We start from the raw sequence: 25,492 nt of genomic DNA on the forward strand, positions 1-25,492 counted from the left end.
ATTAACGTTAAAAGCCTTGAAGTAGCACTTCAAGGCTTTTGTTATGTTCAAAATAGCGTCCTTACAGATTTTGCTAGGATTTGACGTTCCCCTGTAAATATGTTGTCAAGATTGATTGACACTCCCTTGTCGTCTTCAAAGGTTAATACTAAGACAAAGGGCATGAGTGATTTAATTTGGTTAAAGTCATTGTAATTAAATGCAGGAATAAAGTAATTGATAATGGTAGAAATAGCGGTACCATGTGACCCAATGACAATATGTTCCTTGTGATGCTTTCTCAATATGTCTGACAAAGCGGCAATATTTCGATCTTGTACCTCCTGTAGCGATTCCCCATCAGAAAGTTTGTAGGAAAAGTCTAACCATTGTTTTTGGGTAAAGCTTGTGAAATCGTCAATCCAAACACTGTCAATTTTACGCTCACGAAAATCATGAACAATCTGGATTTCTAAACCATATTTTTCCGATAATGGAAATACTGTATCATAGGCCCTTTTATAAGGGCTTGAAAAGATTTTATCAATTTTTTTATCTGAAAAGTAATCTATAAGAAGTTGACAGTCCTGTAAACCTTTTTCTGTTAATTCACGCTCCCTATCGTTATGGTTGTCATAGTTTGGCTCACAGTGTCTAATAAAATAAATTTTTTGCTTCATATATTTCCCCCCTTGAAATATTGTAAAGACATTATACCATACAGTGTAGACATTGATTGGAATCTATCTAACTTTACAAACAAAAGAATTTCTTTTATAATGTGAAAAAATTACAAAGAGAGCTAGACATGAACTTACAAAAACGAATTTTCCGCTTAAATATTGTAATGTTAGCTTTATCGCTGGTAGCCATGCTGGGAATCAGTGTTTTTGTTGCTAACAATATGTATCAAAATAGGGGCAATTGGCAATCGATTAGTCAGGCTACAGAGATTAGTCAAAAGGCTTTGGAAAATTTTAGAGGGACAAATTTTGTCGAATTAGCAGACCAGTTATCATCTAGTGATGCCCGTCTTTATGTAGCAGAAAATGGACAGTTAGTTTATTCCAACCTTGATGACGACACTGACGATGTGACGAGTGTTAGTATCTCCCAAGAAGCTCACATGAGCTATGTAGATGAAGAAATTATTATTAGCCGTGAGCTGACAGCAGATAATAATCGGACTTATCAGCTGTATGTGGTTATTGATAATGATGAAGAGCGACGAGATGGTGAAGAATTTCAGAGCTTTCTGATTCAGTTGGCAACAATTGGAGGAATAGGAATTATTTTGATTTTGTGCTTTAACTGGTTCTTTACACGCCGCATTTTGCAAGTTATTATGCATCCATTAGAAGAATTGCACGGTGGGGTCGATCGGATTCAGGAAGGAAATTATCAACTCCCCTTAATCTATCAAGGAGATCGGGAATTTGAAGAATTGATTGCTGGTTTTAACCAAATGCAGCAAAGCCTACGAGAAAGTCAGCAACAAAATCGCCTTTACGAGCAAAATAGAAGGCAGATGGTCGCTGATATCTCTCACGACTTACGAACTCCCTTAACTTCAATCAAAGGTTATGCTAAGGGAATTTTAGACGGTGTCGCTAAGACTGAGGCTAAGCAAAAAGACTATTTGACAATTATTTATCAAAAATCAATTGTCATGGAAAAGTTGTTAGAAAAACTCTTTGTCTTTTCACAGCTTGAAACAGATAGAATCCCCTTTGACTTTCAGATTGTCAACTTAAGTCAGCTATTAGAGGCTTATGCAAGTGAAAAATTAGCAGAACTAAGTGAAAAAGGTATTCATTTTAAGCTTAATTTACCAGATAGTCTCTGGACAGAAGTTGATTTAGTTCAGTTTAGACGCATTTTAGACAATCTTGTTGACAATGCTCAAAAATATGCCGGTGTCAATCCTCTTGTCTTAAGCTTTACAGGAGCTGTCAAGGAAAATAATATCATTTGGACCTTCTCTGACAATGGAAGAGGCGTTCCAGAAGAACAACTGCCTGATATTTTTAATGAATTTTATCGAGTTGACGATACCCGTCAAAAAACAGAAGGGCATGGACTTGGCTTGTCAATTATTAAAAATATCACGACTCGTTTCGGAGGGACAGTGACTGTTGAGAATAAAGATGGTTTACATTTTACCTTTGTATTACCTAGAAAGGAAGTGTTGTGATGCAGATTCTCATAGCTGAAGATGACCTAGAAATTGCTTATCTGGAAAGAGATTACCTGGAAATGCAAGGGTATCAGGTAGACCTCATCCATGATGGAGGAGAAGTTGAGACGGCCCTCAATCAGAAAAACTACGACCTGCTTTTATTAGATGTTATGCTTCCAAATAAAACGGGCTATGATATCTGTAGAGATTTGCGTCATGATCTTGACATCCCCATATTACTTGTCACTTCCAAACAAGAAACCGTTGATATCGTCAGAGGACTTGGTCTTGGAGCTGATGACTACATCACTAAACCTTTTGACCCGATGGAATTGGTGGCACGCGTAAAAGCTCACCTCAATCGCTATCAGCGTTTTCAACAATCAACAGACAAAAAAGAATTAACAATTGGTAATGTCACAATCTATCTAGAAAACTGGAAAGTGGTTCAAGCAGGGCAGGAAGTCAAATTACCCAATCGAGAATTTGAACTGTTAGTCTTTCTAGCTAAAAATCCAAATCGTGTCTTTTCAAAAGAACAGCTTTTTGAGACAATCTGGGGCTATGACTATGTTGGTGATAGTGCGACAGTAACGGTTCATATCAATCGCTTAAGGGATAAACTTGGCTCTGATATTATTGAGACGGTTTGGGGTGCAGGCTATCGACTGAATAACTAAGCATTATTTAGAAATTGTTTAGAAATTCTTCCTTGATTGTTCATTTTTACTTGCTAAAATAAATACATCAGCAAATGACTGATAATAATCATAGGTAAAAGGAAAAAATATGGAAAACAAAAAACATGAAATCATTGATGTGCAGGATGGCAATGGCCAATCAAAAGGAACTTGGGCAAAAATTAAACAAAAAGTAACCGGTATGAGCAAAAAAACCATTGTTCTAATGTCGGTTGGTGCCTTAATCCTAGTTTCTGGAGGTTTTATCTTGGCAGAGGTTCTTGAAGATCGCCTTGATAATATGGAAGATCGCATCGAACAGCGATACGATAGAGATGATGAAGATGATGATGTTACTAGTCATCAAGAAAATACGACATCGCAAAGCATTCAACCAGTGCAATCTGCACAAGAATTGGCTACAAGTTATGGGGTAACTCTAGTAGAAAAATCGGACATTGATGGCACTTATACTGCGATTGAGGGGAATGATAGCTATACTCTAACAGTGACTGGAAACCAAGCAACATTGGTTGAACGCGATCAAGATAACGATCAAGACAGCGACATCATCATCTTTGATTTAGACAAAAAATTAGCTTATATTGATGGTGAAGCAGAAAGTTATACATTTGACGGTAAAACCCTAACCTTGACAGAGATTGACAACAATGATGTCACTAAAGATAGTCTCATCTTTACAAAACAATAAAAAGGACCAAATGGTCCTTTTTATTGTTGACAAAACTGTCAATCTATTTTCCAAAAATTTCTTCGGCATGCCGTCTACCCGTCGGTGTAGCTGCTAAGCCGCCCTCTGCTGTCTCGCGAAAGGCAGTTGGAAGGCTTGATCCGACTTGGTACATAGCATCAATGACTTCATCAACTGGAATTTGCGACTCGATGCCTGCTAAGGCCATATCCGCAGCAATTAATGCAAAGCTAGAGCCTAGAGCGTTTCGCTTAACACAGGGAACCTCGACCAAGCCAGCCACAGGATCACAGATAAGCCCCAACATGTTTTTAATGACGAAAGCAATGGCTTGACTAGCTTGAAAAGCTGTTCCACCCGCTGCCGTAACAAGAGCCGCTGCAGACATGGCAGAAGCAGAGCCTACCTCTGCTTGACAACCGCCTTCAGCCCCTGAGATTGAGGCGTTATTACCAATCACCAGTCCAAAAGCACCTGCTGTAAATAAGAAATCAAGTTGCTGCTCTTCTGTCAAGTCTAGCTTGTCAATAGCAGTTGACAATACGGCTGGTAGACACCCAGCCGAGCCTGCAGTCGGAGTAGCGCAAACAAGTCCCATCTTAGCATTTAATTCGTTGACAGCCATGGCATTTCGAACCGCTGTCAAAATGGTAGTATCAGATAGTGATTTTCCTTTTTTAATATAGTCATCCATTTTGACAGCATCACCGCCAGTTAAGCCACTAATGGATTTGGTTGGTGTTAACCCTTCTTTGACAGAGGATATCATAACCTCAAGGTTACGGGACATGATAGATAGAATATCCTCGCGACTACGACCAGTCATTTCTATTTCCGTTGCGATCATAAGTTCTGCGACATTGCCGTCAAAGCGAGTTTCTGCTTGCTCAACCAGTTCTTTTATCGTGTAAAACATGTGTCAATCTCCTGTCAACTTAATCAAAGAAGTTTACATTGTAAAGGTTAGGGATAGCTTGGATTTCCTTGATGCACTCTTTACAATCTCTGGAATCTACCTCGATAATCATGATAGCCTTTTGTCCTTGACTTTCTCGAGTGACAGTCATCTGAGCGATATTGATGTCATGTTTTGATAAGCTATCGGTCACTTTTGCAATCATACCTGGAACATCCTGATGGACAACAATGAGGGTTGGTGTGTTCATATTTAATGAGACAGAAAACCCATTTAACTCGGTCACTTGAATATTACCTCCACCGATGGAAATTCCGGTGATGCTCATACTCTTATCCCCTTTTTTGACCGTAATTTTAGCAGTATTTGGGTGTGGGGCATTGCTGTCCTTTAAAATCTCCCAATAGATTTTAATGCCACGTTGATGAGCAATGTCAAGGGAATTTCTGATGTCAGGGTTGTCGGTGTCCATGCCCATGATACCAGCGACGAGAGCTTTGTCTGTACCATGTCCTTGATAGGTCTTAGCAAAGGAGTTATAAAGAGCAAAGGTCACTTCATCAGGAATTTCACCGAAAATTGAGTGAACGACTTTACCAATCCGAACGGCACCTGCTGTATGGCTAGAGGAAGGACCAATCATGACAGGCCCTATAATGTCAAAAACTGACTGAAATTTTAGCGTTTTCATATTCTATCTCCGTCTATTGTCATAATTTTATTATAACAAAATTACGATAGCTTTTGTGAAAACATATTTGGAAAAGCAAGGAAATCTTGTTATAATAGGGACTGCCTAAAGGCATCAAAATCGACCTTCAAATCGTTTTTTGAAAACTATATTGTGAAATACGACCTTCAATCGTTATTTCAACGAAAAGATGGGAGAAAACTATGTCAATTGACAATTCTAAAACGCGTGTCGTTGTCGGTATGAGTGGCGGTGTGGATTCATCGGTTACGGCTCTCTTGCTCAAGGAGCAGGGCTACGATGTCATCGGTATCTTCATGAAAAACTGGGACGACACGGATGAAAATGGCTTCTGTACAGCAACGGAAGACTACAAGGATGTGGCTGCGGTGGCAGACCAGATCGGCATTCCTTACTACTCTGTCAACTTTGAAAAAGAGTATTGGGACCGCGTTTTTGAGTACTTTTTAGCAGAGTATCGGGCTGGCCGCACGCCAAATCCAGATGTTATGTGTAACAAGGAAATCAAGTTTAAGGCCTTCTTGGATTACGCTATGAACTTGGGTGCGGATTATGTGGCGACGGGCCACTATGCTCAGGTATCACGCGACGAGGACGGCACCGTTCATATGCTGCGTGGGGCAGACAATGGCAAGGACCAGACCTATTTCCTCAGCCAGCTATCACAAGAACAGTTGCAGAAAACCATGTTTCCGCTCGGTCATTTACAAAAGCCTCAGGTGAGGGAAATAGCAGAGCGAGCAGGCTTGGCGACGGCTAAAAAGAAAGACTCGACAGGTATCTGCTTTATCGGTGAAAAGAACTTCAAAGAATTTTTAGGGCAGTATTTGCCAGCCCAGCCCGGTCGGATGATGACGGTTGACGGTCGTGATATGGGAGAGCATACCGGCCTTATGTACTATACGATCGGCCAGCGGGGCGGGCTTGGTATCGGCGGACAAATCGGTGGGGATAATGAGCCTTGGTTTGTTGTCGGAAAAGACCTGTCCCAAAATATCCTCTATGTCGGACAAGGTTTCTACCATGAGTCCTTGATGTCAACTTCTTTACAGGCTAGTCAAGTCCACTTTACACGTGATATGCCTGAAGAATTCACGCTTGAGTGTACAGCCAAATTCCGCTACCGTCAACCAGACAGTCAAGTGACTGTCAAGGCGAAAGGTGACAAGGCAGAAGTCATCTTTGCAGAGCCACAACGGGCTATCACACCAGGACAAGCCGTTGTTTTCTACGACGGACAAGAATGTCTAGGAGGTGGCATGATTGACATGGCCTATAAAGACGGAGAGGCTTGTCAGTATATTTAATCAAAAATAAAAGCTTAGCACCCTCGTGCCAAGCTTTTTATCTTATCCCCAGAAAGCATCTTCAGCTTTTTGGTCGGCTGAGAAGAGCCAAACTTCCTTGATTTTGCCCTCTTCCATACGGAAAAGATCGATACCATTCATGTTTAGTTCTTCACCATCTGTTCGAGTACCGAGGAATGTTACGTTAGCGGCAACAAGAGTATCATTATCTGACACCCAGTTTGTCACTACTTTGAAAGTTCCATTTGTTTTTTCGGCGAAAGTTGCTAGATGTGCTCCGAGTACTTCCTTACCAATTTTAGCACCAGATGTTGAATGATTTCCGGGTTGATGCCAGATAATGTCATCCGCCATAGTTTCAAAAAGAGCTGCAAAATCACCAGCGATGAGAGCATTGTTATAGGCATTAAAAATTTCCAAGTTTGTTGACATTTGATGTCCTCCAATTTTTTTGATATAGTACAATTATAGTCTAATCAATCAATTATGCAAGTAGGTACTTTTGCATTGGTTGGTATCAAAAGTGATACTATTGTGATAAATAAAGGAGAATTTTTTTGAAAAAAGTTAGTGAATATGGTATTTGCCCTTTTGCAACAACGCAAAAAGTCTTGACTGGTAAGTGGGGATTGGTGATTATCTACCAACTCAGTACAGGAACGAAACGCTTCAATGAATTACAGCGACTAATTCCAGGTATTACTCAGACCATGTTAACAAGGCACCTTAGACAATTGGAGGAGGATCGCATTATTAGTCGTACGGTCTATGCAGAAGTACCCCCTCGTGTAGAGTACAGTTTGACTGAAATGGGTGAAAAATTTCGGTCGGTGCTGGATGCTGTTGAGGTTTGGGGCTTAGAATATATTGACACGTTAACGTAACACCAGATTTGAAATTCTACAAATCTTTTGCTAAAATAAGAGTAACAATCATCATGATGGTCAAAGCTCATGGGAATTGTAGGCTTTTTTGTCCTGCAGTTTTCGAGAGTTTTGGCTATTTTTTGTGAGATTAGGAGGAACCATGCCTGTTAAATTGATTGCCCATGTCTTACTGACTGTTGCAGACAGCCACCTGATTATTCAGCGTTCTCAGATTAAGCGTGGCAAACCCAATGTCTTTCCTCGATATTGGGATATTCCAGGCGGTCGTGTTGAGGAGAATGAATTGCCTCGTGATGCTGCTGTTCGAGAATGCTTTGAGGAAACTGGCATTTCGATAGAAAAGGAAAATCTGATCATTATCCATGAAGATAGTCAGTTTGATGAAGAGAAAGAGGCGGTGTTTACAAGGCTGGTCTATGAAGTGGCACTTCCTGAACAGCCCAAAACCATTCTTCTTGATCCAGAAGAGCATACTGATTTTCTATGGTTTACTAGTCGCGATGAAAACCAGAAAAACTTAGTTCCATATCTGGACGAAATTTTAGAAAAGAGAAGGATGAATGGATTTTAGAACTAGAATTGACAACCAGAACTTTGGTGTTCGGGCGACTGCATTGATTATAAAGGATGGGAAGATTTTCCTGACCAAAGATTATAAGGGCCGTTATTATACGATTGGCGGTGCGGTTGAGGTCAATGAGGTAGCAGCAGATGCGGCTGTTCGAGAAGTCAAAGAAGAATTAGGGATTGACAGTCGTGTCAATCAACTGGCTTTTGATGTCGAAAATCAATTTACACAGGAAGGCATAAACTTTCACAATATCGAGTTTCATTTTATCGTTGATCCTATTGGAGAAATGCCTACGGAGATGATTGAAGGGAAGTTGAAGCAAACTTGTGAATGGATTGCACTTGACAACCTTGTCAACTTAGATGTCGTACCAGCTTTTCTGGCAGAGGAATTGCCAAACTGGAATGGGCAAGTCAAACACATCATGAACACGAAGGAGAAAATAATATGACACACACATTTGCAGAAAATTACGATGTCATCGTGATTGGAGCGGGGCACGCGGGTGTAGAAGCAGGCTTGGCAGCTAGTCGAATGGGCTGTAAGACCCTGCTTGCAACGATTAACTTGGATATGGTGGCCTTTATGCCATGTAATCCCTCCATTGGTGGCTCTGCCAAGGGAATTGTGGTAAGGGAAATCGATGCCCTTGGCGGCGAAATGGGTCGCAACATTGACAAGACCTATATTCAGATGAAGATGCTGAATACTGGTAAAGGTCCAGCCGTACGTGCCTTGCGGGCTCAGGCAGATAAGGCCCTTTATTCGCAAGAAATGAAAAAAACGGTTGAAAATCAGGCAAACTTGACCCTTCGTCAAACGATGATTGATGATATTCTAGTTGAAGATGGTAAAGTAGTTGGTGTTTTGACAGCGACTGGGCAAAAATATGCAGCTAAAGCGGTCGTAGTGACAACAGGTACTGCTCTTCGTGGAGAAATCATCATCGGAGACCTCAAATATTCATCAGGTCCAAATAATAGCCTTTCTTCAGTGACCCTAGCAGATAATCTCAAAAAACTAGGTTTGGAAATTGGTCGATTCAAGACAGGAACACCACCTCGTGTCAAGGCATCGTCAATTGATTATACTGTCACAGAGATTCAACCTGGTGATGAGACACCTAATCACTTTTCCTTTCTATCTAAAGATGAGGATTATCTACAGGATCAAATCCCTTGTTGGCTAACCTATACCAATCAAACTAGCCATGACATCATCAATAAAAACCTGCACCGTGCGCCTATGTTTTCTGGTATCGTAAAAGGTGTAGGGCCACGTTATTGTCCGTCAATCGAGGATAAGATTGTGCGTTTTGCCGACAAGGAACGTCATCAACTTTTTCTAGAACCTGAGGGGCGCAACACCGAAGAAATCTATGTACAAGGCTTGTCAACATCTTTGCCAGAAGATGTCCAACGCGACCTGATTCACTCGATAAAAGGGCTTGAAAAAGCAGAGATGATGCGGACAGGCTACGCTATCGAGTACGATATCGTCCTACCACATCAATTGCGTGCCACGCTTGAGACAAAGCTGATTTCAGGACTCTTTACTGCAGGTCAAACTAACGGAACTTCTGGTTATGAAGAAGCTGCAGGTCAGGGCTTGGTTGCTGGGATAAATGCTGCGCTTAAAGTTCAAGGAAAACCCGAGCTCATTCTTAAACGTAGCGATGCTTACATCGGTGTCATGATTGATGACCTTGTCACCAAGGGGACACTTGAGCCTTACCGCCTCTTAACATCTCGTGCCGAATACCGCCTTATTTTACGCCATGATAATGCTGATATGCGCTTGACCCCAATCGGTCGTGACGTAGGTTTAGTTGATGATCAGCGCTGGCAAATATTTGAAATCAAAAAAAATCAGTTTGACAACGAGTTGACACGGCTGTCAACTTTGAAACTAAAACCTGTCAAAGAGACTAACGAAAAGATTTCTGAACTGGGCTATAAACCCTTGACAGATGCCTTGACAGCTAAGGAATTCATGCGCCGTCCAGAAATAGACTATGCAACGGCAGTGTCTTTTGTTGGGCCGGCAACAGAAGATTTAGATGCCAAAACCATTGAGCTGCTAGAGACAGAAATCAAGTACGAAGGCTACATCAATAAAGCACTGGATCAAGTTGACAAGATGAAACGCATGGAAGAAAAACGTATCCCTAAAAACATCGATTGGGATGCTATTGACTCTATTGCGACAGAAGCTCGTCAGAAGTTCAAAAAAATCAATCCGGAAACAATTGGTCAGGCTAGTCGTATCTCTGGTGTCAATCCTGCAGATATTTCCATTCTGATGGTCTATCTTGAGGGAAATAATAAGGCCAGACGAAAATCTTAATCAGCCCATTCCAGCCTTTATTTTAGGGCTGGTTTATGGTATAATCTTGACTTAAAGAGGTTTGAGATGAAAAATTTTCGTTTAGCCCCAATTCATTTTGTTTTGGTTGGTTTAATTTTTTTCGGTATTCTAGTGGTTAGTTTGCGCTTGGTACCGGGTGAAGTGGGTAGAATTTTTATATTTTTTGTAGTTGCATTGCTGATTACTGCCCTGCTATTTTTTCAAAAATTATCTTACGATACAAGTGAGCTGAAGTTTTCAGAGGCTTCTAGTGATAAGACAGAGGAGAACTTAAAGAAAGTTCTCAACACCATGCCTGTTGGGGTTGTCAAATTTACTCCTGATTTATGGTCGGTTGAATGGTTCAATTCTTATGCTGAGCTTATTTTTGCGAATCAGAATGGAGAGTTTGATTTTACTTCCTTTCAGACGGTTTTGGAGGAACAACAGAAGTCTTCAAGTGCTATTAAAGTGATTCATGGTCGAAAATACAGTATTTCTGTAGATTATGTCCTAGGGATGCTCTATTTTTATGATAACTTATCTGAAGAACGCTCAGGCGAAGCAGTATCAGAGTCAAGCCCTGTTATTGGTATTATCTCAGTAGATAATTATGATGATGCCATCAGTGGTTTGGCTGATGCGGATGTTTCACGTGTCAATGGTTCAATTGTTCGATTTGTGGCTAGTTTTTCTGAAAAACACCATATTTTCTATCGCCGTGTTGACATGGATCGTTTCTATTTCTTTACAGATTATGCTGTATTGAGCCAACTGATTGCGGACAAATTTTCCATTTTGGGGGAATTTCGAGAAGGGACAAAAGAGCTTGAATTTCCCTTAACCATAAGTATGGGAATCGCTTATGGTGAAGGTGGCCATGATGAAATTGGAGCCATTGCTCAAAAGAATCTCAATATGGCTATGGTGCGTGGTGGAGATCAGGTAGTTCTCAAAGAGAATGATGAACATAAGGACTTCAAGTATTTTGGTGGTGGGACGGTTTCGACAGTCAAACGTTCCCGCACAAGAACTCGTGCTATGATGACGGCTATATCAGACAAAATTAAATTAGCGGATAAAGTTTTTGTTATGGGACACCGAAATCTGGATATGGATGCTCTAGGTTCTGCGATAGGTATGGAATTTTTTGCATCTAATATCATCGACAAGTCATATGCCATCTACGATGACACGCAAATGGCCCCAGATATTAGAAGGGCAATTGCGCGGTTGGAAGCCGATGGAAATAGCAACCTAATCACGGTTTCAGATGCGCTAGCTCACATTACAAAAGACTCACTGCTGATTATGGTAGACCATTCAAAAACATCTCTAACCTTGTCAAGGGACGTTTATGACAGCTTTAGTGAGGTCGTTGTGGTGGATCATCATCGTAGGGACGAAGATTTTCCACAGAATGCAGTGCTCAGTTTTATTGAGAGTGGTGCAAGTTCTGCCAGTGAGTTGGTTACCGAACTGATTCAGTTTCAAAATGCTAAGGCTAGGTTAAGTAAAATCCAAGCAAGCGTGCTGATGGCTGGTATTATGCTCGATACCAAAAACTTTTCAACACGTGTGACGAGTCGAACTTTTGATGTTGGTTCATATCTACGGACCTTGGGGAGTGATAGTGTTGAAATTCATAACATTTCAGCCACTGACTTTGAGGAATACCGAGCGGTTAACGAGCTGATTTTACGTGGTGAATTGCCTTGGGAGAAAATTATCATCGCAAGTGGTTCGGATGGTGAAGTTTACAGCAATGTGATTTCAAGCAAGGCTGCAGACACACTGTTGGAAATGTCTGGTATCGAGGCAGCTTTTGTTGTTACAAATGCTCCGAATGGTAAGGTTTCGATATCTGCCCGTAGTCGCAGTAAGATAAATGTTCAGCGCATCATGGAGGAGCTTGGCGGTGGTGGTCATTTCAATTTAGCTGCTTGTCAGCTAGAGGAGACCACAGTATCGGGAGCTCTGCTATTGCTTAAAGAAAAAATTCAGGAAGAATTAAAGGAGATTTAAAGATGAAAGTAGTTTTTCTGCAAGATGTCAAAGGGCAAGGAAAAAAAGGAGAGATTAAAGAAGTTCCAACGGGTTATGCGCAAAACTTTTTAATCAAGAAAAACTTGGCAAAAGAAGCGACTTCTCAAGCCATTAGTGAATTGAAAGGCAAACAGCGTTCTGAGGAAAAGCATGCTGCTGAAGTTTTGGCAGAAGCTAAGCAATTGAAACTGGAGCTAGAAAAAGAAGAACATCGTGTTCAATTTATTGAAAAGATTGGTCCAGATGGACGGACGTTTGGATCTATTACTGCCAAAAAATTAGCAGAAGAGTTGCAAAAGCAATTTGGTTTAAAAGTAGACAAACGTCATATTCAGATTGAACAGCCTATTCGTTCGGTAGGTCTTATCGAGGTGCCTATTAAACTTCATAAAGAAGTTAAGGGGCAAATCAAAATTCAGGTGAGGGAAGCATAGTTTCCAGGAATCAACACATTATAAAGGAGGCAGATTTTGTCAGAAGTCCAAGAATTACGGGTTCAGCCACAAGATTTGCTGGCAGAACAGTCTGTTTTAGGTGCCATTTTCATTACACCTGATAAATTGATTTCCGTCCGTGAATACATTGAGCCAGGTGATTTTTACAAGTACGCTCACCGGGTCATTTTTAAGGCTATGATTACTTTAAATGACCGCAATGAAGCCATTGATGCGACAACGGTGCGTTCCATATTAGATAGTGAGGGAGAACTTCAAAATATTGGAGGGATTTCTTACCTTGTCGAACTGGTCAATAGTGTTCCAACTTCGGCAAATGCAGAGTACTATGCTCAAATTGTTGCAGAGAAGGCCATGCTACGGCAGATTATTAAGCGTTTAACAGATACTGTAAATCAAGCTTATGATGGTAGCAGTCCTTCAGAAGATATTATTGCTGGGGCAGAGAGAGCTCTAGTTGATATCAACGAGCGTAGTAACAGCAATGGCTTTCGTAAAATTTCAGATGTTCTGAAACTTAATTATGAGAATTTGGAAGCTCGTTCGCACCAGACATCGGATGTTACAGGTCTTCCAACTGGCTTTAGAGACTTAGATCGGTTGACAACAGGACTACATCCTGATCAGTTGGTTATTCTTGCTGCCCGACCGGCAGTTGGTAAGACAGCTTTCGTTTTAAACATTGCCCAAAATGTGGGGACCAAGCAACAAAAGCCAGTAGCCATATTTTCACTTGAAATGGGAGCAGAGAGTCTCGTTGACCGTATGTTGGCAGCAGAAGGGATGGTGGATTCTCATGCCTTGAGAACGGGTCAGCTAACGGATCAAGATTGGCAAAACGTGACGATGGCGCAAGGTGTTTTAGCCGAAGCTCCTATTTATATTGATGATACCCCTGGGATTAAGATTACGGAGATTCGTGCACGTTCTCGGAAGCTAGCTCAGGAAATGGGTGGGTTAGGTCTCATTGTCATTGACTATTTGCAGTTGATTACAGGGACACGACCTGAGAACCGCCAACAAGAAGTTTCTGATATTTCGCGTCAGCTTAAGATTTTGGCAAAAGAACTGCGTGTGCCAGTGATTGCGCTGAGCCAGTTGTCGCGTGGTGTAGAACAAAGGCAAGATAAACGTCCAGTATTATCAGATATTCGCGAGTCTGGGTCAATCGAGCAGGATGCGGATATTGTAGCTTTCCTTTACCGAGATGACTACTACCGCAGAGAGGGAGATAGCCAAGAGGAAGTTGTCGAAGATAATACTATTGAGGTTATTTTAGAGAAAAACCGTGCGGGAGCACGTGGGACGGTCAAACTTCTATTTCAAAAGGAATACAACAAGTTTTCAACAATTGCGCACTTTGAACCTTAAGTCGCGTAGCTATTTACTAAAAGAGAAAAGAGAACATTATGAGTGATGCATTTGCCGATGTGGCAAAAATGAAAAAAATTAAAGAAGATATCAAAAATCATGAGGGGCAACTGGTGGAGTTGACCTTAGAGAATGGTCGCAAGCGTGAGCGTAATCGTATTGGTCGCTTGACAGAAGTCTATCAGTCTCTTTTTATCGTCGAATTTACAGATGAGAGCCCTCAACCTGGAGTTGCCGCAAGTACGATGATTGAGTCTTACACCTATTCGGATATTTTAACGGAGAAAACCCTGATTCGTTACTTCGATGAGGAAGAGAGTGTCACGACTGAGGAAAACTTATAGAGAGTTGCAATAGATCCAGAAGATGACTCGAACGGAGAAATAACACCGTTGTCGGGTGTTTTGATACCAATAATAATGAAAGAAAAGAAATCTTATAAAGTATTTTTCCAAAAAAGTGGGTCATTTCGGCAAAAAAAACTTAAAATAAGCTAAAAAAATGTTGACAGAATCGATTATCTAGTATATAATTCAATTATCTACAGTAGGTAGACTATTAAAAAAAATAACTAAAGGGAGTTTTTTTATTATGAAAAAATCACTTGTAACGCTTGTAGCAGCAGCTACACTTGTAGCAGCAGTAGCTCCAGCAACAACTGTATTCGCAAACAACACTTACAACGTTGAGTCACAAAAAGCTGACGCTATCGTTGCTGAGTTGGGACGTGAGTATGCTTTGGCATACGCAAATGCAGCTTCTGCAAAAGTAGCTTCTGAAACAACTGCACTTATCTTGAGCGATGCACAAAAAGATCGTGATGCAGTTTACACTGCTGAAGATGCAAAAGTAAAAGCAGCTAAAGATGCTCTTGAAGCAGCTAACACTGCATGGGCAAACGCTAAAATTGCAGCGTCTGAGCAATACCCAGCTGGTTCAACTGATTACAATGCAGCAGTAACAGCAGCAGACGTTCAATACGCACCTGCAGCTAAAGCAGCTGAAGATGTATTGGCTGATGTTACTACAAAAGCTAACGAAGCTAAAGCTAAAGCAGATAAAGCTGTAGCAGACGCACAAGCTGACTTTGATAAAGCTCAAGCAGAATTGGCAGCAGCAGTAGCAGCTAAAGAAGCTGCTTACAACAAAGCTATCAACGCTGGTGCAAAAGCAGCTGATCTTAAAGCAGCTGAAACTTCAGCACCTGCAGCTCCAGCTAAAGCAGCAGAAAAAGCAGCTACTGGTGCTAAAACACTTCCAAAAACAAGCGCAGTTAAATAATTTTAACGCAGCTGTGAATAAAGTTGCCGGAAACGGTAACTTTATTTTTTTAAGGAAATAAAGAATATGAGACGTAAACAAAATAAAAAGAATAAGTTAGTTGTTTGGTTGCTAGGTTTCTTAGCTGTTGTCGTGGTGGCTGTAGCAGGAGCTTTTGCACTCCAAGGTGGTAAAAAAGCAACTTCTACTACCGCTACAACAACACAAACAACTCAGACAACAGAAGCTGAGTCGACCTATCAGCCTTCTCAAGAAGAGAAAGATTACCTAGCTCAAAAGTTTGCAGGATTGTCCGCGACAAACTCGGATACTATTGCTTATCTTTATGCACCTGGTACAAAACTAGATGAACCTGTCGTGCAAACAACTGATAACGCAACTTATCTAGATAAAACTTTTGAAGGTGGTCACGAGCCATATATGGGAACTGTTTTTATGGATATGGATAATTCTAAAACTTTTTCTGATAGTTTAACATGGCTTTTTGGACATGCGCGAGGTAGTAAGGTTCCAGATAACCGTATGTTTAATGATGTGAACTTCTACGATGATCAAACCTTCTTCAATGAACACCCATATATTGTGGTTGAAACCCCAGAGCGTACCTACTACTATGAAGCTGCATTTCTGATTATTGTTCCGGAAGATACAGCTTTTTACAGGACATCATTTGATAGCAAAAAGCAATTTAAAGAGCAATTACAGGCAGTGTCTGAAATGGCACATACAAAGAGTGCCTCTATCACTATCGATGAGGATGATAAGTATCTTGTTCTGTCAACCTGTCGTGAAGAGGATGAAACCATTCGTTCCAATCTCTACTGCCGTCTGATTCCAGATTCTGAGATGGAAGCATTTTTGGCTAAGAATAAAGATTCATTGGCTTATCAACCAACGCGATAATCTTAATATTTAGTCTTTATCTATAGACTAGAGCAACGGTTATACCGTTGCTTTTTATGTTATATTTTTGAAATATCGAGGCTAATCTTAACCTATTTTCTAGCCAATGCAGTCTACCTCTAACAAATGACTTTACAATTTTTTTATTTATGATATAATAATCTTTGTGTGAAATAACAGCAGGGCAAAATGAAGCTCGTCAACAGAAGGTTGCTAATAAGAGTAATCGTTGCTGTTTAGATGAAGGCCTTCTGCACGAATCAGGTTTGCTTAAAGGGTTATTTCCTCAAAGAATAGAAATAGTTTTGCTATTTCTCAAAATATCTAGAGGAGGACATTTTAATGTCACGTTATACAGGTCCATCATGGAAACAAGCTCGTCGTCTTGGCCTTTCACTTACAGGTACAGGTAAAGAATTGGCACGTCGTAACTACGTACCAGGTCAACACGGTCCAAACAACCGTTCAAAACTTTCTGAGTACGGTTTGCAATTAGCTGAGAAGCAAAAACTACGTTTCTCATACGGTTTGGGTGAAAAGCAATTCCGTAACCTTTTCGTACAAGCAACTAAAATTAAGACAGGTACTGTCGGTTTTAACTTCATGACGCTGCTTGAGCGCCGTCTTGACAATGTTGTTTACCGTCTTGGTCTTGCGACTACTCGTCGTCAAGCACGTCAATTTGTAAACCATGGACATATCCTTGTTGATGGTAAACGTGTTGATATCCCATCATATCGTGTTGAAGTTGGTCAAGTCATCTCAGTTCGTGAGAAATCTGCTAAAGTACCAGCTATCCTTGAAGCAGTTGAAGCAATCGTTGGTCGCCCAGCTTTTGTATCATTTGATGCAGAAAAACTTGAAGGTTCATTGACTCGTCTTCCAGAACGCGACGAGATCAACCCAGAAATCAACGAAGCACTTGTCGTTGAATTCTACAACAAAATGCTTTAATTTTAAGATTAGCATTACAAAAGTCAGCATTATGGCTGGCTTTTTAGTTTACTCTAGCCCGACCTTGACTCGTACTTGGAAAGATAGTGGAAAAACTGGGCTAAATATGGTATCATAGATAGGATATTTAGGAGCTATCTATGTCCTAATGAGGTTTAATAGATAAGCCCTGAGGAGTAAATATGACATTATTAACGGTTGCCATCCCCTCATATAATGCTAGTGAATACTTGCACTATTGTGTCAATTCTCTAGTTATTGGGGGGAATCAGGTCGAAATATTGATTATCAATGATGGCTCGAGTGATGATACTGCGGAGATTGGTGCTCGTTTAGAGACACAATTTGCTAATGTTCGTTTAATCAATCAAGAAAACAAGGGGCATGGCGGAGCGGTCAATACAGGACTTCGAGAAGCTAAGGGTAAGTATTTTAAAGTGGTTGACAGTGATGACTGGGTTGATAGTCGCGCTTATCTTAAAATTTTGGAAGCCTTGACACAGTTGGAGACAGAAAAAACACCAGTTGATGCTTTTATCTCAAATTTTGTCTACGAAAAAGAAGGTCTATCTCGCAAGAAAAGTATGCGCTATGATGGCATTTTGCCTGAGGGGCGTGTCTTTGGTTGGAATGATATTGGGGATTTTGGTAGAGGGCAGTATATGATGATGCATTCGCTCATTTACCGTACAGATCTTCTGCGTCAAGTTGGTTTTGCTTTGCCCGAACATACGTTTTATGTGGACAATCTTTTTGTCTTTACGCCTCTACAAGCTGTCGAAAGACTCTACTACCTTCCTGTTGACTTTTACCGTTACTTTATCGGGCGTGACGATCAGTCGGTCAATGAAAAGGTTATGATTAAACGAATTGATCAGCAGATTAAGGTCAATAAACTCTTGGTAGATCAGTTTGAGGGAGAAGCTATTGAGAATGATAAGTTGCGCAGCTATCTACTTAATCATCTCGAGATTACGACGGTTATTTCGAGTGCTCTTCTCAATCGTGCTGGAAAAGCGGAGCATTTGGCCAAAAAGCAAGAACTGTGGAGCTATATTAAGGAAACCAAGCCTAAGCTCTATCGGTCAATCCGTAATGGGCTTTTGGGACAGTTGGTCAAACCATCGGTCTACCCAAGCCGTAAGGTGGCTAACGGAGTTTATCGCTTGGTGCGAAGGATTTATGGCTTTAACTAGAAAATCACCTTCAATATGAAGGTGATTTTCTTCTTTAATGAATAGCAATACTTCCATACTGACTGTTGATAATGAGTTCTGCTTTTGGATTTTCAACAGTTTTATGATAATGGCTACTTTCTTCCTTGGTCACGATATCTGGATGATCGGTTTGATGATCTAGTGTGATTGTGCCATTTGCTGTTTGTAAGGTAAGATTTGTATGTTTACGGCTGTCCGTTGTCAATCCTAAGTCAACAACAGTCTCTGGTCCAGAGATATTGATGTTGCCTGCAAGAGTTAGGTTGCGTCCGCTAATTTCCCCAGCTCCCTTAAAGGTCAGATTCTCGATAGAGCTATCTGCCAATGAAAGAGAAACACCATAACTGTAGTAGTATGTTTCTTCTTCCCAGTCGCTATCTGTAGTGTCTGGATAGGTTTCTTGAAGGGCATTGTCAAACGAGATGTTTTTAAATGTGGAAGTATCAGCGGATAGGTGTGAAGAGAAGTTTGGGAATTGGATGTTTTCTAATTGCGAGTCTGAAATGTAGAGACTTCCTAGGTGTTCGAAAGTTAGGTTAGTTAAGGTACTTCCATCAACTTGAGCACCTTCAATACCTGTCAGAGAGCCAGACTTGATGGTGGTGTTAACGATATATCCAAGTGAGCCAGAAGTATTGATTTCATTGATGGTAAGGTTGACGAGTGCCGAGTTGAGAGACATAAAATTCCCAGATAATTTATCGATTGTCATGTCTTTTGGGACGGTAATGGTAATCTGAGAATACTGGCCTCTACTTTGGTGTTCGTTTAGCACATAGCCGCCAGCTTCCATAAATCCTGTGATGATACTACCACGTGAGTTTTGCGAAAGATTTAGTGTATCACCTGATTGGGTGACCTCTGTTTCTGGTAAAAACTTAGGATGGTTGTAATAAGTGACAGTTACTTTCTCTACATCCCCGCCTTGTATGGTGACATCACGAAAGGTTGACACATCAATTGCTTTGACGTGATCAAAGGTGAGAGTGGTTATTTTAGCCTTTGTATTGGCTTTGATGCCGTCAATTCCTCCTGCTGTAGCACCAAAGCTAAGGAGTGAAAAACCAACTAAGAGACTGCCTAGTCCGAAAAATAATAGGTATTTCCACTTGGTGGATAATGGTTTAGTTTTCATGAGATTTCCTCCATTTTAGCTTACTGATGAGGTTGGAGATGGCTTTGTATAAATGTTTTCGTTTTTTCCAGAAATCGGCTAGGGTTTTGCTCAGCCATTTTCCAAAAGCCATAAGGAAGCGACCGTAGAGTTTGGATAAATAAAGGCTTGCTAGAAAGAGTAGAACGCTGACACCGATGGCAAGGAAGAATCCTCCAATCCCCATGGTCATTGCTGGCCAAGAGTTGTTAAAGAGTGTCAGACTTTCACCTAAGGTGACAAAAGCGACCAGAATAGCTGATGCTGATAGAACAAATCCTGTAAATAATAGGGCTGCAAGTGTGATGATGAGGCCAATGACAAAGCTCAAAGCCGCAATAACAATGGCACCAAAAGTGAATAAGACTCCAAGAGCAATCAGCGCGATAGTAAAGAGGACGGGAGATGCCATAACGATCAAAGCAATCCAGAGGGCAATCTCTTTGCCACTTCGTGGTATTTTTGAGGTTTCTATTGTTCTTGCTTCTTCGGAGCCTTGCTCCTTGCCAAGCACATTTGCTAGAATATCTCGGGCCGCTTCGTGTGGTGTGCCGAGTTCTTCTATAATGTCTGCTTCGTTTTCGGATCCAGCTTCATCAAAGTATTCGATAAAGTAGTCCATGGCCTCTTGGAAGTCTTTTTTAGGTAGGGCGCTCAATTCTTTTTCGAGCAGGGCTAAATACTCAGTTCTTGTCATATCTCAATCTCCCTTCAATAATATCGTCTACTGCTGTGGAATAAGTCTCCCATTCTTTTTTGAGAAAAGCAGTCTGCGCTCTGCCTAAATCCGTAATGCTGTAGTATTTCCGCTTGCGTCCTTGATGTTCCTGAGTGTAGGTAGTGACAAAGTGTGCACCCTCTAGCTTTTTTAAGATGGGGTATAGGGTGGATTCTTTAATGTTTGCGATGAGCTTGATAGTCTGACTGATTTCGTAGCCATAAGAATCTTCCTTTTCTACAATCGTTAAAATAAGAAACTCAATCAGGATGGCTGATGTGGGAAAGTACATAGGACACCTCACTTTCTTGTGTAATTTATTTATATATAAAATATATACCTATTATCTAAAAAAGTCAAGTACATATATAAAAAAATAATATATTTTTGGAGGGACATCATTAAAGTTGTGACAAAAATGAGGTAATTGTTACAGAAGCAATGCAATATTTCAGTTTCACAACATGACGATTAAAAGAGAAAATTTTAAGTTTTCTAGGGACTTTTTGTGATAATATGGTAGCTGACAGAATAAGAGAAAAAGGAGTTTAACTTATGACGTTTACAAAAAAAGCATTAGTAGCATCGTCTGCAGCAGTTGCCTTGTTTACAGTTGCAGATAAGACCGTTAGCGCCCAGGAAGCTGGTCCTTTGGACTTTTGGGTTGCGCGTTCAGTTGCTGAAATTAAAGCTGACGCTGAAAAGACAAGTGAGACTAAGACCTATGTTGTTCAATATGGAGATACTTTGAGTACCATTGCTGAAGCAACCGGTGTAGACATGTATGTTCTAGCGCAGATTAATCAGATTTCAAATTTGGATTTGATTTTCCCAGAAACAGTTTTGAAATTGACTTATGGAGCAAATCATCAAGTAACTGCTGTTGAAGTTGCTGCTCCAACACAAGTAACGGCAGTTCCTGAAACAACAGTTTCTGTGGCGCCATCTGTTGTTAGCGAAGCCTCTACAGTAAATTCAGTAAGCGAAGCGTCTCAGCAAGCACCTGAGAAACCGGTTCCTGCTCAAGAAGTAGCTCCGGCTTTGGAGACTGAAACAACAACAGAAACACCAAAAGCAAGTGAAGTGACACCAGAAGCTCCTGCTGAAGCTGTGACTGTCCCAGTAGCAGAGCCTGTAACTAGCCAAGTGACAGAAGTTTATGAAGTTGTTTCTGAAACTCCAGAAGTCTCATCTTCTGAATCCACAGAGGTAAAAGCAGAAGTGCCTATTGAAGAAATGGTAGAGGCAGCAGTGCCAGTATCATCAGAAGCAGCCCCTGCTGTGACGACAGAAGCATCAACGACAGTTGCGCCTACAGTGACACCTATTCCAGTTGCTGCAACCGTAACTCAGGATGCAACCTCAAAACCTGAAAATGCTGGTCTATCAGCTAGTGCGGCAAACTTTAAAGAAGAAGTAGCAAGTCTCTTTGGCATTACTTCATTTAGCCTTCTACGTCCAGGAGCAGATGACGACCATGGGAAAGGTCTAGCTGTAGACTTTATGGTACCAGTAGGTTCTGACTTAGGAGATCAGGTCGCTCAATATGCAGTGGATACCTTGGCTTCTCGTAATATCTCTTATATTATTTGGGAACAAAAATTCTACTCACCATGGCCAAGCATTTATGGACCAGCCTACACATGGAATCCAATGCCTGATCGCGGTAGCATCACAGCTAATCATTATGACCACGTTCATGTATCGTTTAACAACTAGTAACAAATAGTTAGCATATAAATGAAAGTCACCTCAAGAGTTTAGATTTAATATCTAACTTTTGAGGTATTTTTTATGAGGTTAAGTTATGAAGAGATAGAGATTTATAACTACACAAGCGTTGAAACATTTCGCGCAGACTACTTCGATATTGATTATAGATAGTTTTTCGTCTATACTTAGGTGTGAAGACAATGTGGTAGAATATAGCCACTTTGTATGTGATAAACTCTGTGCTTGAGTGCCACCTTAGATTCAGGTTTTGATGTTTTCTTTCCTATCTCTAGGTGACTAGCTGAAACAATCTAAAACTGTTGCGCTCCACGAGATCATTTTTCTCCTCCTTTCGCTTTATAATAGGCTTCAATGCTTTTATTGTATCGCGTTTGGAGTTTTTTGGTATAACCTTTGTTGCCCACCCGTATAGCGGGTGTTCTATTCGTTACGCACCTTACGGAGCGTGCCGGACTGAAAGTCACAAAAACCACAAATATACCAAACATAGTGAATCAATTATTTTTGTATTATAATAAAAGCAAGCACGAGGAGGTCTTTATCTATGATTGGAGGCAATATCAAGTCACTACGCCATACACATGATTTAACACAACCAGAATTTGCGAAAATGATTGGGATTTCACGCAATAGCTTAAGTCGTTATGAGAATGGAACTAGTAAAGTTTCAACAGAACTCATTGACCGCATTTGTCAGAAATTTAACGTTTCTTATGTCGATATTGTAGGGGAGGACAAGATGTTAACACCTGTTGAAGATTACCAACTGACTTTAAGGATAGAAGTGATCAAAGAACGTGGAGCAGCAATATTATCACAGCTTTATAGATACCAGGATAGTCAAGATATTGCTTTTGATGATGAAGCCAACCCTTGGATTTTGATGAGTGATGACTTGGCTGAATTGATCCATACGAAAATTTACCTTGTCGATACTTTTGATGAAATAGAGCGTTACAATGGCTATTTAGACGGTATCGAGCGGATGTTAGACATGGTGCATCATCGGGTGGTGGCTTAATGAGGTTGGAAGAATTCAGTGAGGCTGAGTTTCAGAAGGCCTTGAATATGATAGTGATATAAAGTATCAATTAGGTGTAAGCATGATAAATAGAGAAGCTAAGAAGTTTCTTGATTATTATTAAAAAGAGTAGAAACAGAAGAATACCAATCTGATTGCCGAAAACATGAGCAGGAAGGATTAGAGTGTCATAGAAAGCTAAAATGGATACTTAGTCAAGATTTTGAAGTCAGGAAAAGTGAGAGAATAAAGACTACAAATCGACTGTAATATGTGGATACAAGGAAACTAAGGAGGTTTTATATGATGAGTATAGTTGATGAGGAAATGACAGCGGAATTTTCTAATAAACTAAAGTCAATAGAGATTGATTTTCTTGAAATGTTTTCTAAGGGCTTTCAGTCAGACTATCAATACCTATATGAGTCTAATTTTGGGGCAAGGCTCTCTTTACTACTTTCAAGTATTCATTATCATGTTAATTTACTTTTGAGAGAAATGAATTCCAGAATTAAGCAGAAAAATTTTTACTACCTTGCTGAATCTAGTAGGGAATTACTTACTTGTATTGATATTGTAAATAGATTATTGAATGTTTCGGAATTAAAAAATAGTGGTTTTATTATTGATAGAGATTACGGTGAAACATTTGATAATTGCAAGGAATTCCTTATGGAATATAGAGGAAGTTCTATACCAACAGATATGGGACAAGTTGAAGTTAAATACGAACTACCTATATTTTTTATTGGAGATATTATTAATAAAAAAAGTGGGGCTATTGGATCCAGTTTTAAATTGTTCCCTATTGGTGAAGGTTCATATGCTCAGGTCTATAAATACTTCGATGATTTTTATGATAAATATTTTGCTGTGAAAAGAGCTAAGACAGATTTGGACGCTAAAGAATTGGAGAGATTTTATAAAGAGTATGAAGTTATGAAATCTATAAATTCTCCGTATGTATTAGAAGTTTATCGCCTAGATAAAACCAAAAATGAATATTATATGGAGTTCGCAGATTTTTCGTTGTATGATTATATTTTGAAGAATAATCAGAAACTAAGCTTTATTGCACGTAGAAAAATCTGTTTACAAATAATTAGGGCTTTTGATGTGTTTGACAGAATTGGGCTTTTACATAGAGACATTAGTCCTAAAAATGTTTTACTCAAAAAATATCAAGAAGAGGTTGTCGTAAAAATTGCTGACTTTGGATTAGTTAAAACAGTTGATAGTCAATTAACATCATTAGAAACAGAAGTTCGTGGCTATTTTAATGATGTATCTGGTTTAAGTACAGAAGGATTTAAAAATTACAGCAAGCAATACGAATACTATGCCCTCTCAAAATTAATTTACTTTGTGTTGACTGGAAGATTTAAGAATATGAATAGATTCGATTTTCCCAAATTAAAGGAATTTATGGAAAAGGGATTGCACGCGAATCATAATTATAGATATAAAACAATTGGAGAGTTGAAAAATGCGTTCTTAGAAATACAAGAAGAATGGAAATTTTAATTGAGTATATTTCATGCCGAAAGAGCAATAATTAAAAGGAACACCTCATATGAGTGTTCCTTTCATTATCTGCATGTCCTAAGATGTCTACAGATATTGTTTATTTAACTGTATATCACAACCAATTAAGAAGAAACAAAAAGAGAGAACTGTCTCCAGAAAATGATAATTTTATCTGCTATGTACAATATGATAGAAGTAAAAAATTCCCAATTCATAACACCATAGTAGATCCATATTTAAAAAAGAATAGAGAGGGATATTTGGAATTCAATTGGAATCCAAATTATAGAGGGCTTTAACTATGAATGTTATCAAGGATTTAGCAACAGTAATTTCTATGATTGTTTCTACGATTACTATAGCGGGAATATACTATTCTGATAATGGAGGAGTTGAAAAGCGTAAAAAATATTGCCATAATAATTGTTTTTACAATTTTACTTTGGATGTTTAGTATCTATTTGTTAAGAATTTTTCCATTCATATTGAATAAATGTTCAAAATTCCAACATATTCTTGTTTATTTTTGATATAATGTAAAAAAAAACAAAGGATTAAACATGAATAAACGAGAACGACTAGAAGAAATTACACGATTGGTAAACAAAAAAGGCACAGTTCGAATTTCTGAGATTGTTGAATTGCTAAATGTTACTGATATGACTGTTCGACGTGATTTTATTGAATTGGAAGAGCAAGGTGTCTTAACAAAAATCCACGGCGGTGCTAGAAGTAATAAGGCTTTTCAATATCGGGAATATTCCCATTCTGAGAAACACATTCAGAATAAGGAAGCCAAGCAAGAGATAGCAGAAAGGGCTGC

At 39.8% G+C, this 25,492-nt stretch carries 27 protein-coding genes and 1 pseudogene; 20 read left to right on the plus strand and 8 right to left on the minus strand.

Annotation, left to right across the window (positions count from 1 at the left end; genetic code table 11):
• Positions 1 to 47: 47 nt before the first annotated feature.
• On the minus strand, positions 48 to 659 hold the full coding sequence (locus G575_RS0109005; RefSeq protein WP_027972442.1) for a histidine phosphatase family protein: 612 nt from the start codon (positions 657 to 659) through the stop codon (positions 48 to 50).
• Between the two features lie 128 nt (positions 660 to 787).
• On the opposite strand from G575_RS0109005, the gene G575_RS0109010 reads away from it, so the two are divergent.
• The 3 genes from G575_RS0109010 (at position 788) to G575_RS0109020 (ending at position 3,550) form a co-directional block, all read left to right on the plus strand.
• Entirely contained in the window at positions 788 to 2,173 is a 1,386-nt protein-coding gene (locus G575_RS0109010; RefSeq protein ID WP_027972443.1) for a HAMP domain-containing sensor histidine kinase, read from the plus strand.
• Positions 2,170 to 2,838 carry a response regulator transcription factor gene (locus G575_RS0109015; RefSeq protein ID WP_027972444.1) on the plus strand — a complete coding sequence of 223 codons (669 nt, stop codon included), beginning with the start codon at positions 2,170 to 2,172 and terminating at the stop codon, positions 2,836 to 2,838. Before G575_RS0109010 ends, G575_RS0109015 begins: the two co-directional genes overlap by 4 nt.
• 109 nt (positions 2,839 to 2,947) lie before the next feature.
• Positions 2,948 to 3,550, plus strand: a complete 603-nt coding sequence (locus tag G575_RS0109020; RefSeq protein WP_027972445.1) for a DUF3642 domain-containing protein — start codon at positions 2,948 to 2,950, stop codon at positions 3,548 to 3,550.
• Positions 3,551 to 3,593: 43 nt separating this feature from the next.
• Here G575_RS0109020 and sdaAA read toward each other — a convergent pair whose 3' ends face one another.
• The gene (gene sdaAA, locus G575_RS0109025; protein ID WP_027972446.1) at positions 3,594 to 4,466 is read right to left on the minus strand and encodes an L-serine ammonia-lyase, iron-sulfur-dependent, subunit alpha; all 873 of its coding nucleotides are present in this window, start codon (positions 4,464 to 4,466) and stop codon (positions 3,594 to 3,596) included.
• A gap of 19 nt (positions 4,467 to 4,485) precedes the next feature.
• The gene (gene sdaAB, locus G575_RS0109030) at positions 4,486 to 5,157 is read right to left on the minus strand and encodes an L-serine ammonia-lyase, iron-sulfur-dependent subunit beta (RefSeq protein WP_027972447.1); all 672 of its coding nucleotides are present in this window, start codon (positions 5,155 to 5,157) and stop codon (positions 4,486 to 4,488) included.
• 203 nt (positions 5,158 to 5,360) lie between these two features.
• On the opposite strand from sdaAB, the gene mnmA reads away from it, so the two are divergent.
• The gene (gene mnmA, locus G575_RS0109035; protein ID WP_027972448.1) at positions 5,361 to 6,485 is read left to right on the plus strand and encodes a tRNA 2-thiouridine(34) synthase MnmA; all 1,125 of its coding nucleotides are present in this window, start codon (positions 5,361 to 5,363) and stop codon (positions 6,483 to 6,485) included.
• Positions 6,486 to 6,527: 42 nt separating this feature from the next.
• Here mnmA and G575_RS0109040 read toward each other — a convergent pair whose 3' ends face one another.
• On the minus strand, positions 6,528 to 6,917 hold the full coding sequence (locus tag G575_RS0109040) for a nuclear transport factor 2 family protein (protein WP_018375151.1): 390 nt from the start codon (positions 6,915 to 6,917) through the stop codon (positions 6,528 to 6,530).
• A gap of 125 nt (positions 6,918 to 7,042) precedes the next feature.
• On the opposite strand from G575_RS0109040, the gene G575_RS0109045 reads away from it, so the two are divergent.
• From G575_RS0109045 to G575_RS0109100, 12 genes are all read left to right on the plus strand, one after another.
• Entirely contained in the window at positions 7,043 to 7,369 is a 327-nt protein-coding gene (locus tag G575_RS0109045; protein WP_027972449.1) for a winged helix-turn-helix transcriptional regulator, read from the plus strand.
• 142 nt (positions 7,370 to 7,511) lie between these two features.
• Positions 7,512 to 7,943 (plus strand): NUDIX hydrolase, encoded by a 432-nt coding sequence (locus tag G575_RS0109050; protein WP_027972450.1) that lies wholly within the window; start codon positions 7,512 to 7,514, stop codon positions 7,941 to 7,943.
• On the plus strand, positions 7,933 to 8,394 hold the full coding sequence (locus G575_RS0109055) for an NUDIX hydrolase (RefSeq protein ID WP_027972451.1): 462 nt from the start codon (positions 7,933 to 7,935) through the stop codon (positions 8,392 to 8,394). The genes G575_RS0109050 and G575_RS0109055 overlap by 11 nt, the downstream gene beginning before the upstream one ends.
• A complete protein-coding gene (gene mnmG / locus G575_RS0109060; protein WP_027972452.1) occupies positions 8,391 to 10,289 on the plus strand; it encodes a tRNA uridine-5-carboxymethylaminomethyl(34) synthesis enzyme MnmG in 1,899 nt (632 codons plus the stop codon). The genes G575_RS0109055 and mnmG overlap by 4 nt, the downstream gene beginning before the upstream one ends.
• A 66-nt stretch (positions 10,290 to 10,355) precedes the next feature.
• Entirely contained in the window at positions 10,356 to 12,314 is a 1,959-nt protein-coding gene (locus tag G575_RS0109065) for a GGDEF domain-containing protein (RefSeq protein WP_027972453.1), read from the plus strand.
• A 2-nt stretch (positions 12,315 to 12,316) separates the two neighbouring features.
• A complete protein-coding gene (rplI, locus tag G575_RS0109070) occupies positions 12,317 to 12,769 on the plus strand; it encodes a 50S ribosomal protein L9 (RefSeq protein ID WP_027972454.1) in 453 nt (150 codons plus the stop codon).
• A 36-nt stretch (positions 12,770 to 12,805) separates the two neighbouring features.
• On the plus strand, positions 12,806 to 14,161 hold the full coding sequence (gene dnaB, locus G575_RS0109075) for a replicative DNA helicase (protein WP_027972455.1): 1,356 nt from the start codon (positions 12,806 to 12,808) through the stop codon (positions 14,159 to 14,161).
• A 38-nt stretch (positions 14,162 to 14,199) separates the two neighbouring features.
• Positions 14,200 to 14,505, plus strand: coding sequence for a Veg family protein (locus G575_RS0109080; protein ID WP_027972456.1), 306 nt, complete (start codon positions 14,200 to 14,202; stop codon positions 14,503 to 14,505).
• Positions 14,506 to 14,752: 247 nt separating this feature from the next.
• Entirely contained in the window at positions 14,753 to 15,442 is a 690-nt protein-coding gene (locus G575_RS11405) for a hypothetical protein (RefSeq protein WP_051177018.1), read from the plus strand.
• A 66-nt stretch (positions 15,443 to 15,508) separates the two neighbouring features.
• Positions 15,509 to 16,345 (plus strand): class B sortase, LPKTxAVK-specific, encoded by an 837-nt coding sequence (srtB, locus tag G575_RS0109090; RefSeq protein WP_027972457.1) that lies wholly within the window; start codon positions 15,509 to 15,511, stop codon positions 16,343 to 16,345.
• Between the two features lie 342 nt (positions 16,346 to 16,687).
• Entirely contained in the window at positions 16,688 to 17,299 is a 612-nt protein-coding gene (gene rpsD / locus G575_RS0109095) for a 30S ribosomal protein S4 (protein WP_027972458.1), read from the plus strand.
• A 182-nt stretch (positions 17,300 to 17,481) separates the two neighbouring features.
• Positions 17,482 to 18,495 (plus strand): glycosyltransferase family 2 protein, encoded by a 1,014-nt coding sequence (locus tag G575_RS0109100; RefSeq protein WP_027972459.1) that lies wholly within the window; start codon positions 17,482 to 17,484, stop codon positions 18,493 to 18,495.
• Positions 18,496 to 18,529: 34 nt separating this feature from the next.
• Here G575_RS0109100 and G575_RS0109105 read toward each other — a convergent pair whose 3' ends face one another.
• The 3 genes from G575_RS0109105 to G575_RS0109115 are packed head-to-tail and all read right to left on the minus strand — an operon-like array spanning position 18,530 to position 20,679.
• Positions 18,530 to 19,651, minus strand: a complete 1,122-nt coding sequence (locus G575_RS0109105) for a DUF4097 family beta strand repeat-containing protein (RefSeq protein WP_027972460.1) — start codon at positions 19,649 to 19,651, stop codon at positions 18,530 to 18,532.
• On the minus strand, positions 19,641 to 20,366 hold the full coding sequence (locus G575_RS11410; RefSeq protein ID WP_051177020.1) for a DUF1700 domain-containing protein: 726 nt from the start codon (positions 20,364 to 20,366) through the stop codon (positions 19,641 to 19,643). The genes G575_RS0109105 and G575_RS11410 overlap by 11 nt, the downstream gene beginning before the upstream one ends.
• Positions 20,353 to 20,679: a PadR family transcriptional regulator gene (locus tag G575_RS0109115; RefSeq protein WP_027972461.1), complete on the minus strand. Its 327-nt coding sequence runs from the start codon at positions 20,677 to 20,679 to the stop codon at positions 20,353 to 20,355. The genes G575_RS11410 and G575_RS0109115 overlap by 14 nt, the downstream gene beginning before the upstream one ends.
• A gap of 263 nt (positions 20,680 to 20,942) precedes the next feature.
• Between G575_RS0109115 and G575_RS0109120 the strand changes: the two genes are divergently transcribed.
• Complete coding sequence (locus G575_RS0109120) at positions 20,943 to 22,106, plus strand: LysM peptidoglycan-binding domain-containing protein (protein ID WP_027972462.1); 1,164 nt, start codon at positions 20,943 to 20,945, stop codon at positions 22,104 to 22,106.
• Positions 22,107 to 22,197: 91 nt separating this feature from the next.
• Here the strand turns inward: G575_RS0109120 and G575_RS11985 are convergent.
• A pseudogene (locus G575_RS11985) lies at positions 22,198 to 22,346 on the minus strand (transposase); the annotation flags it as partial.
• Positions 22,347 to 22,665: 319 nt separating this feature from the next.
• Here G575_RS11985 and pezA point away from each other — a divergent pair.
• From pezA to G575_RS0109140, 3 genes are all read left to right on the plus strand, one after another.
• Entirely contained in the window at positions 22,666 to 23,142 is a 477-nt protein-coding gene (pezA, locus tag G575_RS0109130; protein WP_027972463.1) for a type II toxin-antitoxin system antitoxin PezA, read from the plus strand.
• A gap of 303 nt (positions 23,143 to 23,445) precedes the next feature.
• Positions 23,446 to 24,666, plus strand: coding sequence for a protein kinase family protein (locus G575_RS0109135; RefSeq protein ID WP_051177022.1), 1,221 nt, complete (start codon positions 23,446 to 23,448; stop codon positions 24,664 to 24,666).
• Between the two features lie 563 nt (positions 24,667 to 25,229).
• On the plus strand, positions 25,230 to 25,492 hold a 263-nt coding region (locus tag G575_RS0109140), incomplete at its 3' end, for a DeoR family transcriptional regulator (RefSeq protein ID WP_027972465.1).

The sequence above is a fragment of the Streptococcus plurextorum DSM 22810 genome (genome assembly GCF_000423745.1).
GTDB classification, from domain to species: Bacteria; Bacillota; Bacilli; order Lactobacillales; family Streptococcaceae; genus Streptococcus; species Streptococcus plurextorum.